At 55.1% G+C, this 16,731-nt stretch carries 10 protein-coding genes; all 10 read left to right on the plus strand.

All coding sequences use genetic code 11. The features are described 5' to 3' along the window. The first annotated feature begins 3 nt into the window (after nt 1–3). The 10 genes from WHR59_RS06355 (at nt 4) to der (ending at nt 16,455) form a co-directional block, all read left to right on the plus strand. On the plus strand, nt 4–4,938 hold the full coding sequence (locus tag WHR59_RS06355; protein WP_338843736.1) for an alpha-2-macroglobulin: 4,935 nt from the start codon (nt 4–6) through the stop codon (nt 4,936–4,938). Then, the gene (gene pbpC / locus WHR59_RS06360; protein ID WP_338843737.1) at nt 4,939–7,251 is read left to right on the plus strand and encodes a peptidoglycan glycosyltransferase PbpC; all 2,313 of its coding nucleotides are present in this window, start codon (nt 4,939–4,941) and stop codon (nt 7,249–7,251) included. 137 nt (nt 7,252–7,388) lie between these two features. Continuing rightward, nucleotides 7,389–7,820 carry a nucleoside-diphosphate kinase gene (gene ndk / locus WHR59_RS06365; protein ID WP_003037710.1) on the plus strand — a complete coding sequence of 144 codons (432 nt, stop codon included), beginning with the start codon at nt 7,389–7,391 and terminating at the stop codon, nt 7,818–7,820. Between the two features lie 251 nt (nt 7,821–8,071). Further along, on the plus strand, nt 8,072–9,238 hold the full coding sequence (locus tag WHR59_RS06370) for a bifunctional tRNA (adenosine(37)-C2)-methyltransferase TrmG/ribosomal RNA large subunit methyltransferase RlmN (RefSeq protein ID WP_003037713.1): 1,167 nt from the start codon (nt 8,072–8,074) through the stop codon (nt 9,236–9,238). Nucleotides 9,239–9,522: 284 nt separating this feature from the next. Then, nucleotides 9,523–10,512: a cytoskeleton protein RodZ gene (gene rodZ / locus WHR59_RS06375; protein WP_043017187.1), complete on the plus strand. Its 990-nt coding sequence runs from the start codon at nt 9,523–9,525 to the stop codon at nt 10,510–10,512. Nucleotides 10,513–10,538: 26 nt separating this feature from the next. Next, nucleotides 10,539–11,657 carry a flavodoxin-dependent (E)-4-hydroxy-3-methylbut-2-enyl-diphosphate synthase gene (gene ispG, locus WHR59_RS06380; protein WP_043017186.1) on the plus strand — a complete coding sequence of 373 codons (1,119 nt, stop codon included), beginning with the start codon at nt 10,539–10,541 and terminating at the stop codon, nt 11,655–11,657. 110 nt (nt 11,658–11,767) lie between these two features. Then, nucleotides 11,768–13,042 (plus strand): histidine--tRNA ligase, encoded by a 1,275-nt coding sequence (hisS, locus tag WHR59_RS06385; RefSeq protein WP_087052444.1) that lies wholly within the window; start codon nt 11,768–11,770, stop codon nt 13,040–13,042. A 13-nt stretch (nt 13,043–13,055) separates the two neighbouring features. Beyond that, nucleotides 13,056–13,676, plus strand: a complete 621-nt coding sequence (locus WHR59_RS06390; protein ID WP_043017184.1) for a YfgM family protein — start codon at nt 13,056–13,058, stop codon at nt 13,674–13,676. Between the two features lie 10 nt (nt 13,677–13,686). After that, nucleotides 13,687–14,865 carry an outer membrane protein assembly factor BamB gene (gene bamB, locus WHR59_RS06395; RefSeq protein ID WP_016153997.1) on the plus strand — a complete coding sequence of 393 codons (1,179 nt, stop codon included), beginning with the start codon at nt 13,687–13,689 and terminating at the stop codon, nt 14,863–14,865. A gap of 117 nt (nt 14,866–14,982) precedes the next feature. After that, complete coding sequence (gene der / locus WHR59_RS06400; RefSeq protein ID WP_047409536.1) at nt 14,983–16,455, plus strand: ribosome biogenesis GTPase Der; 1,473 nt, start codon at nt 14,983–14,985, stop codon at nt 16,453–16,455. Nucleotides 16,456–16,731: the final 276 nt, after the last annotated feature.

Consider the following 16,731-nt stretch of genomic DNA (forward strand, 5'->3'; position numbering starts at 1 on the left):
AAAATGAAACATTTACGCGTAGCGGCCTGCATGCTGATGCTGGCACTGGTTGGGTGCGATAATAATAACGAAAAATCACCGACGGCTGCGAAACCTGACTCGCCAGCTTCCCAGACTGCGCCAGTAAAAGACAAGGCCCAATTACAAAAGCTGATGCAGCAAAGCCAGGGCAAGTCGCTGACGCTGCTGGATGCCTCAGAGGTCCAGCTCGACGGTGCGGCAACGCTCGTGTTGACCTTCTCCATTCCCCTCGATCCAGAACAAGATTTTTCCCGCGTCGTGCACGTTGTTGATAAAAAAAGCGGCAAAGTGGATGGTGCCTGGGAGCTGGCGCCAAATCTGAAAGAGCTACGCTTACGCCATCTTGAACCCAATCGGGAACTGGTGGTGACTATTGAGCGTGATTTGCTGGCGCTGAATAAAGCGACGTTCTCTATAGATTATGAAAAAAACATTACCACCCGCGACGTTCAGCCAAGCGTAGGGTTCGCCAGTCGTGGCTCGCTGCTGCCGGGAAAAGTGATTGAAGGGCTGCCGGTTATGGCTCTTAACGTTAACAGCGTGGATGTGAACTTCTTTCGCGTGAAGCCTGAGTCGCTCGGCGCGTTTGTCAGCCAGTGGGAATACCGCAATTCGTTGGCAAACTGGGAGTCCGACAATCTGCTGAAAATGGCTGAACTGGTTTATACCGGACGCTTTGACCTCAATCCGGCGCGTAACACCCGTGAGAAGCTGCTGCTGCCGCTGAGCGATATCAAGCCGTTGCAGCAAGCGGGCGTTTACATCGCAGTGATGAATCAGGCTGGACAATACAACTACAGCAATGCCGCTACGCTGTTCACGCTCAGCGATATTGGTGTGTCTGCGCACCGTTACCACAATCAACTGGATGTCTTTACGCAGAGTCTGGAAAACGGCGCCGCGCAGCAGGGTATTGAGGTCACGTTACTCAACGAAAAAGGGCAGACGCTGGCGCAGGCAACCAGCGACACCCAGGGTCATGTAACGCTTAAGACCGATAAAGACGCGGCCTTATTGTTGGCCCGCAAAGACGGACAAACCACGCTGCTGGATCTGAAGCTTCCGGCGTTGGACCTGGCTGAGTTTGATATTGCCGGTGCGCCGGGATACAGCAAACAGTTCTTTATGTTTGGTCCCCGTGACCTCTATCGGCCTGGCGAGACGGTGATCCTCAACGGATTACTGCGTGACAGCGACGGTAAAACGTTACCCGACCAGCCAGTGAAGCTGGAAGTCGTTAAGCCCGACGGACAGGTCTTGCGCTCGGTAGTTAGCCAGCCGGAGAACGGCCTGTACCGCTTTAGCTGGCCGCTGGACAGCAGCGCGCCAACCGGTATGTGGCATATTCGTGCCAATACAGGCGACAACCAGTCGCGGATGTGGGATTTCCATGTTGAAGATTTTATGCCGGAGCGGATGGCGCTCAATCTCACCGCCAATAAGATACCGGTGGCGCCAACTGATGAAGTGAAGTTCTCGGTAGTGGGCTACTACCTGTACGGCGCGCCCGCTAACGGCAATGCCCTGCAAGGGCAGCTTTTCCTGCGCCCGCTGCGCGAAGCCGTGCAGGCACTGCCGGGGTTCCAGTTTGGTAATATTGCCGAAGAAAATCTTTCCCGCAGTCTCGATGAAGTGCAGTTGACGCTGGACGATCACGGTCGCGGCGAAGTGACTACCAACAGCCAATGGCAGGAGACACATTCTCCGTTACAGGTGATCCTGCAAGCCAGCCTGCTGGAATCAGGTGGCCGTCCGGTAACGCGTCGGGCTGAACAAGCCATCTGGCCTGCGGACACACTGCCGGGTATTCGTCCGCAGTTTGCGGCAAAAGCCGTTTATGATTACCGCACCGATACCACCGTGAATCAGCCTATTGTCGATGAAGACAGCAACGCTGCTTTCGATATTGTGTATGCCGATGCGCAAGGCGATAAAAAAGCGGTGTCCGGCTTGCAGGTGCGTTTGATCCGTGAACGTCGTGATTATTACTGGAACTGGTCTGAAGGCGAGGGCTGGCAATCACAGTTCGATCAAAAGGATCTTGTTGAGGGTGAGCAGACACTGGATCTTAAAGCGGATGAGACCGGTAAAGTCAGCTTTCCGGTTGAGTGGGGTGCCTATCGTCTGGAAGTCAAAGCCCCGAATGATGCGGTGAGCAGCGTACGCTTTTGGGCGGGTTATAGCTGGCAGGATAACAGCGACGGCAGTGGGGCAGTGCGTCCCGATCGCGTGACCCTGAAACTTGATAAACCCAGCTATCGTCCTGGCGATACCATGAAGCTACACGTTGCCGCTCCCGCTGCTGGCAAAGGTTATGCAATGGTGGAATCCAGCGAAGGCCCGCTGTGGTGGCAAGAAATAGACGTACCGGCGGATGGTCTCGATATCTCCATCCCGGTCGATAAAGCCTGGAATCGCCACGATTTGTATCTCAGTGCGCTGGTGGTTCGTCCTGGCGACAAGTCCCGTTCGGCAACGCCAAAACGGGCGGTCGGCTTACTACATTTACCGCTAGGCGATGAAAACCGTCGTCTGGCGCTGGCCCTGGAAAGCCCGGCGAAAATACGGCCAAATCAGCCGTTGACCGTCAAGATTAAAGCCAGCGTTAAAAATGGCGAGGTGCCAAAGCAGGTTAATGTGCTGGTCTCAGCCGTCGACAGCGGGGTGTTGAACATTACCGACTACGCCACGCCGGATCCGTGGCAGGCGTTTTTCGGGCAAAAACGCTATGGCGCAGATATTTATGATATTTACGGCCAGGTGATCGAAGGGCAAGGGCGCCTGGCGGCGCTGCGCTTTGGTGGTGATGGCGATGAATTAAAACGCGGCGGTAAGCCACCGGTCAATCACGTCAATATTGTGGCGCAACAGGCGCTGCCGGTCACGCTTAACGAGCAGGGCGAAGGTACGGTGACGTTACCGATTGGTGATTTCAACGGCGAGCTGCGGGTAATGGCGCAAGCCTGGACGGCGGATGATTTTGGCAGCAGCGAAAGCAAAGTGATTGTCGCCGCGCCGATGATTGCTGAACTGAACATGCCGCGCTTTCTGGCGGGGGGCGATACCTCGCGTCTGACGCTGGATGTGACCAACCTGACTGACAAACCACAAACGCTGAATATTAAGCTCGCGGCCAGCGGTCTGCTGGAACTCATGGGGCAAGATCCCGCCCCGGTGAATCTGGCGCCAGGCGTACGGACTACGCTGTTTATTCCGGTGCGTGCGCGGGAGGGTTTTGGCGATGGCGAAATTCAGGCAGAAATTAGCGGTCTGACTTTACCGGGGGAAACGCTGCCTGTGCAGCATAAACAGTGGAAGATTGGCGTGCGACCGGCATTCCCGGCGCAAACCGTGAATAACGGCGTCGCACTTCAGCCGGGGGCAACCTGGCAGCTTCCGGTCGAAGAACTGACCAATTTCTCCCCAGCGACGATGCAGGGGCAATTGCTGTTTAGCGGTAAGCCGCCGCTGAATCTGGCGCGCTACATCCGCGAACTGAAAGCCTACCCTTACGGTTGCCTCGAGCAAACGGCGAGCGGGTTGTTCCCTTCTTTATATACCAACGCCGCGCAGCTGAAGGCGTTAGGTATCGCGGGTGATAGCGATGAAAAACGCCGTGCGGCAGTAGACATTGGTATTTCTCGTTTACTGCAAATGCAGCGTGATAACGGCGGTTTTGCGCTGTGGGATAAAAACGGATCGGAAGAGTACTGGCTGACCGCGTATGTGATGGATTTCCTCGTGCGAGCGAATGAACAGGGCTACAGCGTCCCGGCGGAGGTGATTAACCGGGGTAACGAGCGGCTGCTGCGCTATTTGCAGGATCCGGGCATGATGTCGATTCGCTATACCGACGACGCATCTGCAAGCCGATTTGCCGTACAGGCCTACGCCGCGCTGGTGCTGGCTCGTCAGCAGAAAGCCCCGCTCGGCGCGCTGCGTGAGATCTGGGATCACCGTGCACAGGCCGCTTCCGGTTTACCGCTGTTGCAACTGGGGATCGCGCTGAAAAACATGGGCGATGCCAACCGCAGTGAACAGGCGTTGACCCTGGCGCTGAATACACCACGTCGCGACGCGCAGCAGTGGATGGCGGATTACGGCAGCCAGCTGCGCGACAACGCGCTGATGCTGGCCTTGCTGGAAGAGAACAAACTCAAACCTGACGTGCAGAATACCTTGCTGAACACCTTGTCAGAACAGGCCTTTGGGCAGCGCTGGCTCTCTACTCAGGAAAATAATGCGCTGTTCCTTGCCGCGCGTACGTTACAGGACTTGCCAGGCACATGGCAGGCGCAAACGTCACTCTCTGAACAACCGTTAGCCGGGGAGAAATCACAGACGCGGAATCTGGATGCCGATGCGTTGTCTACGCTGAGCGTCACCAATACCGGTAATCTGCCACTGTGGCTGCGTCTGGATGTGAGCGGTTACCCGCAAACCTCACCGACGCCTGCCAGCAACGTTTTGCATATTGAGCGTCAAATCCTGGGGCTCGACGGAAACAGCAAATCGCTGGATTCTCTGCGCAGCGGCGAGCTGGTGCTGGTCTGGCTGGAGGTGAAAGCCAGCCAGAATGTACCGGATGCGCTGGTGGTCGATTTACTGCCAGCCGGCCTGGAGCTGGAAAACCAGAATCTGGCCAACGGCAGCGCAAGCCTGCAGGATAGCGGTAGCGAAGTAGCGAATCTGCTCAATCAGATGCAACAAGCGGATATCCAGCACGTTGAATTCCGTGACGATCGCTTTGTTGCCGCGGTGGCGGTCAATGAAGGACAACCGGTTACGCTGGTGTATCTGGCGCGGGCGGTAACGCCGGGGACCTACCAGGTTCCTGTCCCGCAGGTGGAATCAATGTATGTTCCGCAGTGGCGCGCGACCGGTGCGACAGAGGGACTTTTGATTGTCAGACCGTAAATGATGCGCGGGTTGGGTAAACGCGGCTGCTGGCTCTGGGTGGCAGCCGTTGCGCTATTGTTTCTGGCGGCGGTTTGGGCGGCAGATAAAATCTGGCCGCTGCCGCTGCACGAAGTCGATCCGGCACGGGTCGTGGTGGCGCATGATGGTACGCCGCTGTGGCGCTTCGCCGATGCGGACGGTATCTGGCGTTATCCGGTGGCTATTGATGAGGTATCGCCTCGCTACCTTGAGGCGTTAATTAACTACGAAGACCGCTGGTTCTGGAAACATCCCGGCGTCAATCCGTTTTCCGTGCTGCGCGCAGCGTGGCAGGACCTCTCCTCTGGGCGTGTGGTTTCGGGCGGCAGTACGCTCACCATGCAGGTAGCACGATTACTCGATCCCCATCCGCGAACCTTCGGCGGCAAGTTCCGCCAGCTCTGGCGCGCATTGCAGCTGGAATGGCACCTCTCCAAGCGCGACATCCTGACGCTGTATCTTAACCGTGCGCCATTTGGCGGTACGCTGCAGGGCGTGGGGGCGGCAAGCTGGGCCTATCTTGGCAAATCGCCCGCGCAATTAAGTTATTCCGATGCTGCGCTGCTGGCGGTGCTGCCGCAGGCGCCGAGTCGTCTGCGCCCGGACCGTTGGCCGGATCGCGCGCAAGCGGCGCGCAATAAAGTGCTCGAACGTATGGCGACGCAGGGCATTTGGCCTGCCAGACAGGTACAGGAGTCGCGCGAAGAACCGGTCTGGTTGGCGCCCAGACAAATGCCGCAGTTAGCGCCGTTATTCTCGCGCATGATGCTGGGAAAAAGCCGAAGCGATAAAATCGTGACCACCCTTGACGCCGGGTTGCAGCGCCAACTGGAAGAGCTGGCGCAAAACTGGAAGGGGCGCTTACCTGCACGCAGTTCGCTGGCGATGATTGTGGTCGATCACACCGATATGAGCGTGCGTGGCTGGGTGGGGTCGGTAGATATGAATGACGACTCCCGCTTTGGTCATGTGGATATGGTGAATGCGATCCGTTCGCCGGGCTCGGTGCTAAAGCCGTTTGTATATGGTCTGGCGCTGGATGACGGACTCATTCATCCTGCTTCGTTGTTGCAGGATGTACCTCGGCGAACCGGGGACTATCGACCAGGGAATTTTGACAGCGGTTTTCATGGACCGGTGAGTATGAGCGAAGCGCTGGTAAGGTCGTTGAATTTACCCGCCGTGCAGGTACTCGAAGCCTATGGCCCGAAGCGTTTTGCCGCATCGTTACGTAACGTTGGCTTACCGCTGTATCTGCCCGCAGGGGCAGCGCCGAATCTGTCGCTGATTTTAGGCGGCGCGGGGGCAAGGCTGGAAGATATAGCCGCAGCCTACAGCGCCTTTGCTCGCCAGGGAAAAGCGGGAAAACTGCGTCTGCAGCCGGGCGACCCACTGCTTGAACGTCCGTTGATGTCGGCGGGCGCGGCGTGGATTATTCGCCGTATTATGGCCGATGAAGCGCAACCGCTACCGGATAACGCTTTGAGCAGAGTGGTCCCGCTGGCGTGGAAAACGGGCACCAGCTATGGCTATCGCGATGCGTGGGCGATTGGTGTTAACGCTCGTTATGTGATCGGTATCTGGACTGGCAGACCAGACGGAACGCCAGTTGTGGGCCAGTTTGGATTTGCCAGTGCCGTGCCGCTGCTTAATCAGGTCAATAATCTTCTGCTCTCTCGCGGGACAAATCAGCCGGAAGATCCGCGTCCGGTATCCGTTAGCCGTGGCGTGGTGTGCTGGCCTGGTGGGCAATCTCTTGCGCCCGGTGACAGCAACTGTCGACGTCGTCTGGCAACCTGGATACTGGACGGCAGCCAGCCGCCAACGTTGCTATTGCCCGAGCAGGAGGGGGTGAGCGGCATTCGTTTCCCCGTCTGGCTGGACGAAGAAGGCAAACGTGTGGCGGCAGATTGCCCGCAGGCGCGCGAACAAACATTAATCGTCTGGCCTTTACCGCTGGAGCCATGGCTGCCGGAGTCAGAACGCCGTAGGGCGAGATTACCGCCTGTTTCTGCCACGTGTCCGCCGCTGGGGCAGGACGATTCGCTGCCGTTGCAGTTGACAGGGGTGCGTGATGGCGCGATTGTGAAGCGTTTACCCGGTTCTGCACAAGCCTCATTGCCGGTACGAACCACCGGCGGGTCAGGTGAGCGCTGGTGGTTTCTTAATGGCGAAAGGCTGGATGAACGCGGACAACATCTTACGCTACGGCTGGCGACGAAAGGGGATTATCAACTGCTGGTGATGGATGACGCCGGGCAAGTGGCGACGGTGAGATTTTCGATGCAGTAGATCAGTTGGTGACTGTTTGTTGCTAAAATTCATCTTATTTTAAAGAAATGTTACCTTCATCAATAGTCAATTGCCAGGATGCTCTTTATAATCCGCGCCAGGTAAACCACAACAAAACATCTTTTTCAGAGGTAATCATGGCTATTGAACGTACTTTTTCCATCATCAAACCAAACGCGGTGGCAAAAAACGTTATTGGCAGCATCTTTGCGCGCTTTGAAGCAGCAGGGTTCAAAATTGTCGGTACTAAAATGCTGCACCTGACCGTTGAGCAGGCGCGCGGCTTCTATGCTGAGCATGACGGCAAGCCATTCTTTGACGGTCTGGTTGAATTCATGACTTCCGGTCCGATCGTTGTTTCTGTTCTGGAAAGCGAAAATGCCGTACAGCGTCACCGCGACCTGCTCGGCGCAACCAACCCGGCAAATGCGCTGGCGGGTACTCTGCGTGCAGACTACGCTGACAGCTTCACCGAGAACGGTACTCACGGTTCTGATTCCGTTGAATCTGCAGCGCGCGAAATCGCCTATTTCTTTGGTGAAGGCGAGGTTTGCCCGCGCACTCGCTGATAAGCTCGTCCTGTAGGCCGGATAAGCGTTTGCGCATCCGGCTCTGCTTTGCCTGATGGCGCCGCTGATGCGTCTTATCAGGCCTACGATCTTCCTTTACATATTATTTTCGCTAATGCTTCGTGCAAACGTGGCATCCCTGCGCCAGACTTTGTACAATGCAACGCCCCGGAAGAGCAGATCGCTTGCCGGGGCGTTTCTTTTTAACCCTCCACGGGCCACAACGTGTAACAACGAGGCCGGAAAAAATTATGTCTGAATTAGTTAACACCTCTGAAGTCGTCATTCCTGCGGTTCCAAATAAAAATGGAAAAATTAACCTGCTGGATCTGAACCGTCAGCAAATGCGCGAATTCTTCAAAGAGATGGGCGAAAAACCGTTTCGTGCCGATCAGGTCATGAAGTGGATGTACCACTATTGCAGCGATAACTTTGATGACATGACTGACATCAATAAGGTGCTGCGTAACAAGCTGAAAGAAGTGGCTGAAATTCGCGCCCCGGAAGTGGTGGAAGAGCAGCGTTCTTCTGACGGTACGATCAAATGGGCCATTGCAGTTGGCGATCAGCGCGTTGAAACGGTGTATATCCCGGAAGACGATCGCGCGACCCTGTGTGTTTCTTCACAGGTCGGTTGTGCATTAGAGTGTAAATTCTGCTCTACGGCGCAACAGGGCTTCAACCGTAACCTGCGGGTATCGGAGATCATTGGTCAGGTCTGGCGCGCGGCGAAAATCGTCGGGGCGGTGAAGGCTACGGGCGTGCGTCCTATTACCAACGTGGTAATGATGGGGATGGGCGAGCCGCTGCTCAACCTGACTAACGTGGTGCCGGCGATGGAAATCATGCTGGATGACTTCGGTTTCGGGCTGTCCAAGCGCCGCGTCACGCTCTCCACGTCAGGCGTGGTCCCTGCGCTGGATAAGCTGGGCGATATGATTGACGTCGCGCTGGCAATTTCTCTGCATGCGCCGAACGATGAAATTCGTGACGAAATTGTACCTATCAATAAAAAGTACAATATCGAAACATTCCTTGGCGCGGTTCGTCGTTATCTGGAGAAATCCAACGCTAACCAGGGACGTGTGACCATTGAGTATGTGATGTTAGATCACATCAATGATGGCACTGAACACGCGCATCAGTTGGCCGAGCTGCTGAAAGATACGCCGTGTAAAATTAACCTGATCCCGTGGAACCCGTTCCCGGGCGCGCCGTATGGTCGTAGCTCTAACAGCCGTATCGATCGTTTCTCCAAAGTGTTAATGAGCTATGGTTTTACTACCATCGTGCGTAAAACACGTGGCGATGACATCGATGCTGCCTGCGGTCAGCTGGCGGGCGACGTTATCGACCGTACCAAGCGTACTCTGCGTAAGCGTATGCAGGGCGACGCTATCGACATTAAGACCGTTTGATGTTGAGTGCACTACGGTACAATTCATGTACCGTAGTGTAATGTAAGCCATATGAGGTTTTTTGTTGTCGTCGTCAGGTCAATAATAACGGTGCGTTTTTGTCGACTTTAAGGCAGTATGTAACGGCGCAACAAGCGTTTAGCCCTCAGGCTTACGCTGTTTTGTCATTGATAGTCTGACCGTTTTATACTGTCTGACGAAGGTTAACTGACCAGATGTTTCGCGGTGTGGGTGAGCATTGTGGCTCGCCGGCATCAGAACCCAAATTTACGCAGCTGTAGCGAATGAATACTGAAGCCACGCACGACAAAAATGAAGCACTATCCACCGGCGTTCGTCTGCGCAATGCCCGTGAACAACTCGGATTCAGCCAGCAGGCAGTCGCGGAGCGACTTTGCCTGAAGGTCTCCACGGTACGCGATATTGAAGAAGATAAGGCGCCAGCCGATCTCGCTTCAACATTCCTGCGCGGGTACATCCGTTCTTATGCGCGTCTGGTGCATATTCCTGAAGAAGAACTGTTGCCAGGGCTGGAAAAACAGGCTCCGATTCGTCCTGCCAAAGTCGCGCCGATGCAGAGCTTCTCGCTCGGTAAGCGTCGTAAGAAACGCGACGGCTGGTTAATGACCTTTACCTGGCTGGTACTGTTTGTCGTTGTCGGGCTGACAGGCGCCTGGTGGTGGCAAAACCATAAAGCGCAGCAGGAAGAGATCACCACCATGGCCGATCAATCCTCCGCTGAGCTGAATGCCGGTAAAGAGGGTGCGCAGAACGTACCGTTAGATACCAGCGCCGCAGCGGGCCAGGAGACGACTCCGGCACCGGACGATGGTGCAGTGGCGGACGCAGCGCCTACGGCAGATGCGGCAGCGACCCCGGCACCTGCCGCTGATGCGCAGCAGAACGCCGTTGTGGCGCCTTCTCAGGCTAACGTCGATACCGCAACCGCAGCGCCAACTACCGCAGCACCGCTGCCGACCGATCAGGCTGGCGTGACTACGCCAGCTGCCGATCCTAACGCGCTGGTGATGAACTTTACCGCCGATTGCTGGCTGGAAGTCACCGATGCGACCGGTAAAAAACTGTTCAGCGGGATGCAGCGTAAAGACGGCAATCTGAACCTGACCGGTCAGGCGCCGTACAAACTGAAAATTGGCGCTCCGGCGGCAGTGCAGATTCAGTTCCAGGGTAAACCTGTCGATCTGAGTCGTTTTATCAGAACTAACCAGGTTGCGCGTCTGACCGTTAATGCCGAACAATCACCGGCTCAGTAACAGACGGCAATGCGGGAGATTTTTTAATGCATAACCAGGCTCCAATTCAACGTAGAAAATCGACACGCATTTACGTTGGGAACGTGCCGATCGGCGATGGCGCGCCCATCGCCGTACAGTCGATGACCAATACGCGTACCACGGATGTGGAAGCGACGGTTAATCAGATCAAAGCGCTGGAACGCGTAGGCGCAGATATTGTTCGTGTCTCTGTACCGACAATGGATGCCGCAGAAGCGTTCAAGCTTATCAAACAGCAGGTTAACGTCCCGCTGGTTGCCGATATTCATTTCGACTATCGTATCGCGCTGAAGGTGGCGGAATACGGCGTTGATTGTCTGCGTATTAACCCTGGCAATATCGGTAATGAAGAGCGTATTCGCATGGTAGTGGACTGCGCTCGTGATAAAAATATTCCTATCCGCATCGGCGTCAACGCCGGATCGCTGGAAAAAGATCTGCAGGAAAAATACGGTGAACCTACGCCGCAGGCGCTGCTGGAATCCGCTATGCGCCACGTAGATCACCTCGATCGTCTGAACTTCGATCAATTCAAAGTCAGCGTTAAAGCGTCTGACGTTTTCCTCGCCGTTGAATCCTATCGCCTGCTGGCGAAACAGATCGATCAACCGCTGCATCTTGGGATCACCGAAGCCGGTGGCCTGCGTAGCGGTTCGGTGAAGTCCGCCATCGGCCTTGGCCTGCTGTTATCTGAAGGGATCGGCGACACGCTGCGTGTTTCTCTGGCGGCCGATCCGGTGGAAGAGATCAAAGTAGGCTTCGATATTCTGAAATCGTTGCGCATTCGCGCGCGCGGGATCAACTTCATCGCTTGCCCAACCTGTTCGCGACAGGAGTTTGACGTTATCGGTACGGTTAACGCGCTGGAGCAACGTCTGGAAGATATCATTACGCCAATGGACGTTTCGATCATTGGTTGCGTGGTAAACGGTCCTGGGGAAGCGCTGGTTTCTACGCTGGGCGTGACGGGCGGTAACAAGAAAAGCGGTCTGTATGAAGACGGCGTGCGTAAGGACAGAATCGATAACGACGACATGATTACGCAGCTTGAAACCCGCATTCGCGCTAAAGCAAGCATCCTGGACGAAGCGCGGCGTATCGACGTGCAGCAGCTTGAAAAATAACAACGTGATGGGAAGCGGCGTGCTTCCCGTGTATGATTGAACCCGCATGGCGCCCGTATTGTTCGGGTTAGCGCTGAGGGTTCATTTTTATATTCATAAAGAGAATAAACGTGGCAAAAAACATTCAAGCCATTCGCGGCATGAACGATTATCTGCCTGGCGAAACCGCCATCTGGCAGCGCATTGAAGGCACTCTCAAAAACGTGCTCGGTAGCTACGGTTACAGTGAAATCCGCTTGCCGATTGTAGAGCAGACCCCGTTATTCAAACGCGCGATCGGTGAAGTCACCGACGTGGTTGAAAAAGAGATGTATACCTTTGAGGACCGTAATGGCGACAGCCTGACGTTGCGTCCTGAAGGGACTGCGGGCTGCGTACGCGCCGGCATCGAACATGGTCTCCTGTACAATCAGGAACAGCGTCTGTGGTATATCGGGCCGATGTTCCGCCACGAACGTCCGCAGAAGGGACGCTATCGTCAATTCCATCAGCTGGGTGTCGAAGTGTTTGGCCTGCAAGGCCCGGATATCGATGCGGAACTGATCATGCTGACTGCTCGCTGGTGGCGCGCGCTGGGTATTTCTCAGCATGTCAGCCTGGAGCTGAACTCAATCGGTTCGCTTGAAGCCCGCGCAAACTACCGTGATGCGCTGGTCGCCTACCTGGAACTGCACAAAGAGAAACTGGACGAAGACTGCAAGCGTCGTATGTACACCAACCCGCTGCGCGTTCTCGACTCCAAAAACCCGGAAGTACAGGCTCTGCTCAACGACGCGCCAGCACTCGGCGACTATCTGGATGACGACTCTCGCGAGCACTTCGCGGGTCTGTGCAAACTGCTGGAGTCCGCAGGTATTGCCTATACCGTCAATCAGCGCCTGGTTCGTGGTCTTGATTACTACAACCGCACCGTATTTGAGTGGGTCACCAGTAGCCTGGGCTCTCAGGGTACCGTGTGTGCCGGTGGGCGTTACGACGGTCTGGTTGAGCAACTTGGCGGTCGTGCAACCCCGGCCGTGGGCTTTGCCATGGGTCTGGAACGTCTTGTTTTGTTAGTTCAGGCAGTTAATCCGGAATTTATTGCCTCCCCTGTTGTCGATATATACCTGGTCGCTTCGGGGACGGACACGCAGCCGGCGGCAATGCGGCTTGCAGAACGTCTGCGCGATGAAGTTCCTGGTGTGAAACTAATGACCAACCACGGCGGCGGCAACTTTAAGAAACAGTTTGCCCGCGCCGATAAGTGGGGCGCCCGCGTTGCACTGGTACTGGGCGAGTCCGAAGTGGCTGACGGTACTGTTGTAGTGAAGGATTTGCGCTCTGGTGAGCAAACGGCAGTAGCGCAGGATAGCGTTGCCGCGCATTTGCGCACTCTACTGGGCTAAGGAGAAGGACAGCGTGGAAATTTACGAGAACGAAAACGACCAGGTTGATGCGGTAAAACGCTTCTTTGCTGAAAATGGCAAAGCGCTGGCTGTTGGGATCATTTTAGGGGTTGGCGCGCTGGTTGGCTGGCGTTACTGGACCAGCCATCAGACGGAGTCCGCACGCTCTGCTTCCCTGGCGTATCAAAATACGGTGACTGCGGTTAGCGCGGGTAAACCGGACAGCCTTCCTGCTGCAGAGAAATTTGCCGCAGAAAACAAAAATACCTACGGCGCGTTAGCTTCTCTGGAACTGGCGCAGCAGTTTGTTGACCAAAATGAACTTGAGAAAGCCGCAAGCCAACTGCAACAAGGCTTAGCTGCAACCAGCGATGAAAACCTCAAAGCGGTGATCAACCTGCGTCTGGCTCGTGTTCAGGTTCAGCTTAAACAAGCCGATACCGCGCTGAAAACGCTCGACACCATTAAAGGTGAAGGCTGGACGGCCATTGTTGCCGATCTGCGCGGTGAAGCGTTGCTGAGCAAAGGCGACAAACAAGGTGCGCGTAGCGCATGGGAAGCGGGCGTGAAAAGCGATGCCTCTCCTGCTCTGAGCGAAATGATGCAGATGAAAATCAATAATTTGTCCATCTGAGAGGGACCCGATGCAATTGCGTAAATTACTTCTGCCAGGGCTGCTTTCCGTTACCCTATTGAGCGGCTGTTCACTGTTTAGTGGCGAAGAAGATGTCGTTAAGATGTCCCCATTACCGGTGGTTGAGAACCAGTTTACTCCGTCTACGGACTGGAGCACCTCCGTAGGCAACGGTATTGGTGATTTCTATTCCAATCTTCATCCTGCGCTGGCGGATAACGTTGTCTATGCAGCCGATCGCGCCGGTGTCGTTAAGGCGTTGAATGCGGACGACGGCAAAGAAGTCTGGTCTGTTAATCTGGGTGAGAAAGACGGCTGGTTCTCCCGTGCATCTGCACAGCTTTCTGGCGGTGTAACCGTGTCCGGCGGACATGTTTACATTGGCAGCGAAAAAGCACAGGTTTATGCGTTGAATACCAGCGACGGGACCACCGCGTGGCAGACGAAAGTTGCCGGTGAAGCGCTGTCTCGCCCTGTTGTGAGCGATGGCGTGGTATTAATCCACACCAGCAACGGTCAGTTGCAGGCCTTGAACGAAGCTGATGGTGCTATCAAATGGACCGTTAACCTCGACATGCCTTCTCTGTCACTGCGCGGCGAATCTGCCCCAGCGACCGCCTTTGGCGCAGCTATTGTCGGCGGTGATAACGGTCGCGTGAGCGCAGTGCTGATGCAGCAGGGCCAGATGATTTGGCAGCAACGTATTTCTCAGGCGACAGGTCCAACGGAAATCGATCGTCTGAGTGACGTTGATACCACGCCGGTTATCGTCAATGGCGTTGTTTATGCGCTGGCTTATAATGGTAACCTGACGGCGCTGGATCTGCGCAGCGGCCAGATTATGTGGAAACGTGAACTGGGCTCGGTGAATGATTTTATCGTCGACGGCAACCGTATCTACCTGGTTGACCAGAACGACCGCGTACTGGCACTGACCACCGACGGCGGCGTGACGCTGTGGACGCAAAGCGATCTGCTGCACCGTCTGCTGACGTCCCCGGTATTGTATAATGGCAATCTGGTCGTCGGTGATAGCGAAGGCTACCTGCACTGGATTAACGTTGACGATGGCCGTTTTGTTGCCCAGCAGAAAGTTGACAGCTCTGGTTTCCTGACCGAGCCGGTCTCTGCTGATGGTAAACTGCTGATCCAGGCGAAAGACGGTACGCTGTACTCTATTACGCGTTAATCGTCCCGGCCGCTCGCTTTGAAAAACGGCTCCTGGTGCAGGGGCCGTTTTACTGTTTTTAACAACGGCGCAAAAATGTGCCCGTTGTCTGATGATTTTTTAAATGAGGCTTTAAACATGGTACCTGTGGTCGCGCTTGTCGGGCGCCCTAACGTTGGCAAATCCACGTTATTTAACCGTCTAACTCGCACCCGAGATGCGCTGGTTGCGGATTTCCCGGGTCTGACTCGTGACCGTAAGTACGGTCGTGCGGAAATTGAAGGCCGTGAGTTTATCTGTATTGATACCGGCGGTATTGATGGCACCGAAGACGGTGTTGAAACTCGTATGGCGGAACAGTCGCTGTTGGCTATTGAAGAAGCGGACGTTGTGCTGTTCATGGTGGATGCGCGTGCTGGCCTGATGCCTGCGGATGAAGCTATTGCGAAACATCTGCGTTCTCGCCAGAAACCGACGTTCCTGGTCGCCAACAAAACTGACGGACTCGATCCTGACCAGGCGGTTGTCGATTTCTACTCGTTGGGTCTGGGGGAAATTTATCCGATCGCGGCATCCCATGGCCGTGGCGTCCTCAGCCTGCTGGAGCATGTTCTGCTGCCGTGGATGGATGACGTTGCCCCTCAGGAAGACGTGGATGAAGACGCAGAATATTGGGCGCAACTGGAAGCCGAAGAAAACGGCGAAGAAGAGCCTGAGGACGACTTCAACCCGCAGGATCTGCCGATCAAACTGGCGATTGTGGGTCGACCGAACGTAGGTAAGTCCACGCTTACTAACCGTATTCTCGGCGAAGACCGCGTAGTGGTTTACGACATGCCTGGGACGACGCGTGACAGTATTTATATTCCGATGCAGCGCGATGAGCGCGAATATGTGCTCATCGATACCGCGGGCGTGCGTAAGCGCGGCAAAATTACCGAAGCGGTAGAAAAATTCTCCGTTATCAAAACGCTGCAGGCGATTGAAGATGCCAACGTGGTGATGCTGGTGATTGACGCGCGCGAAGGTATTTCCGATCAGGACCTGTCACTGCTGGGCTTTATCCTCAATAGTGGGCGCTCACTTGTTATCGTGGTCAACAAGTGGGATGGCCTGACGCAGGAAGTGAAAGAGCAGGTCAAAGAGACGCTGGACTTCCGTCTGGGCTTTATTGATTTTGCGCGCGTACACTTTATCTCTGCGCTGCACGGCAGCGGTGTGGGGAATCTGTTTGAATCGGTCCGCGAAGCGTATGACAGCTCCACCCGTCGCGTCAGCACCGCGATGCTGACGCGCATCATGACTATGGCGGTAGAAGATCATCAGCCGCCGCTGGTCCGTGGTCGTCGTGTGAAGCTGAAATATGCTCACGCCGGTGGTTATAACCCGCCAATCGTGGTGATCCACGGTAACCAGGTCAAAGACCTGCCGGATTCCTACAAACGCTATCTGATGAACTATTTCCGTAAATCTTTGGACGTGATGGGCACGCCGATCCGTATTCAGTTCAAAGAGGGGGAAAACCCGTTTGCGAACAAACGCAATACGCTGACCCCGACTCAGATGCGTAAGCGTAAGCGTTTGATTAAGCACATTAAAAAAAGCAAGTAACCGTTGCTGATGCTGATAAAAACCCGCGCCTGTCGTGGGTTTTTTTTCGCTAATCCATCGCCTGACTCAACCCGTGCGATGTCAATTACTATTCGTTTTTTACCAAGTTTAAATCTAAGAAAGTAGACATTTGTCGAGTTTTCATCTTAAAGTCCGGGGGCTGGTACTAGACAAAACTAGCCTCAGGTTATCAAATGGTTAAATAACTTTTCGCCGCATGTAAAAAATCGGTCAGATACGTAACTGGCTGGCGTACATCGCGGTGTTTATACGCAC

It is taken from the genome of Citrobacter europaeus, assembly GCF_037482245.1.
GTDB classification, from domain to species: Bacteria; Pseudomonadota; Gammaproteobacteria; order Enterobacterales; family Enterobacteriaceae; genus Citrobacter; species Citrobacter europaeus.

Bases quoted from the DNA above. Each gene is read 5' to 3' on its own strand.
- WHR59_RS06370 (WP_003037713.1), top strand. From the start codon at position 8,072: ATGTCTGAATTAGTTAACACCTCTGAAGTCGTCATTCCTGCGGTTCCA.
- ndk (WP_003037710.1), top strand. From the start codon at position 7,389: ATGGCTATTGAACGTACTTTTTCCATCATCAAACCAAACGCGGTGGCA.
- pbpC (WP_338843737.1), top strand. From the start codon at position 4,939: ATGATGCGCGGGTTGGGTAAACGCGGCTGCTGGCTCTGGGTGGCAGCC.
- der (WP_047409536.1), top strand. From the start codon at position 14,983: ATGGTACCTGTGGTCGCGCTTGTCGGGCGCCCTAACGTTGGCAAATCC.
- WHR59_RS06355 (WP_338843736.1), top strand. From the start codon at position 4: ATGAAACATTTACGCGTAGCGGCCTGCATGCTGATGCTGGCACTGGTT.
- bamB (WP_016153997.1), top strand. From the start codon at position 13,687: ATGCAATTGCGTAAATTACTTCTGCCAGGGCTGCTTTCCGTTACCCTA.
- rodZ (WP_043017187.1), top strand. From the start codon at position 9,523: ATGAATACTGAAGCCACGCACGACAAAAATGAAGCACTATCCACCGGC.
- ispG (WP_043017186.1), top strand. From the start codon at position 10,539: ATGCATAACCAGGCTCCAATTCAACGTAGAAAATCGACACGCATTTAC.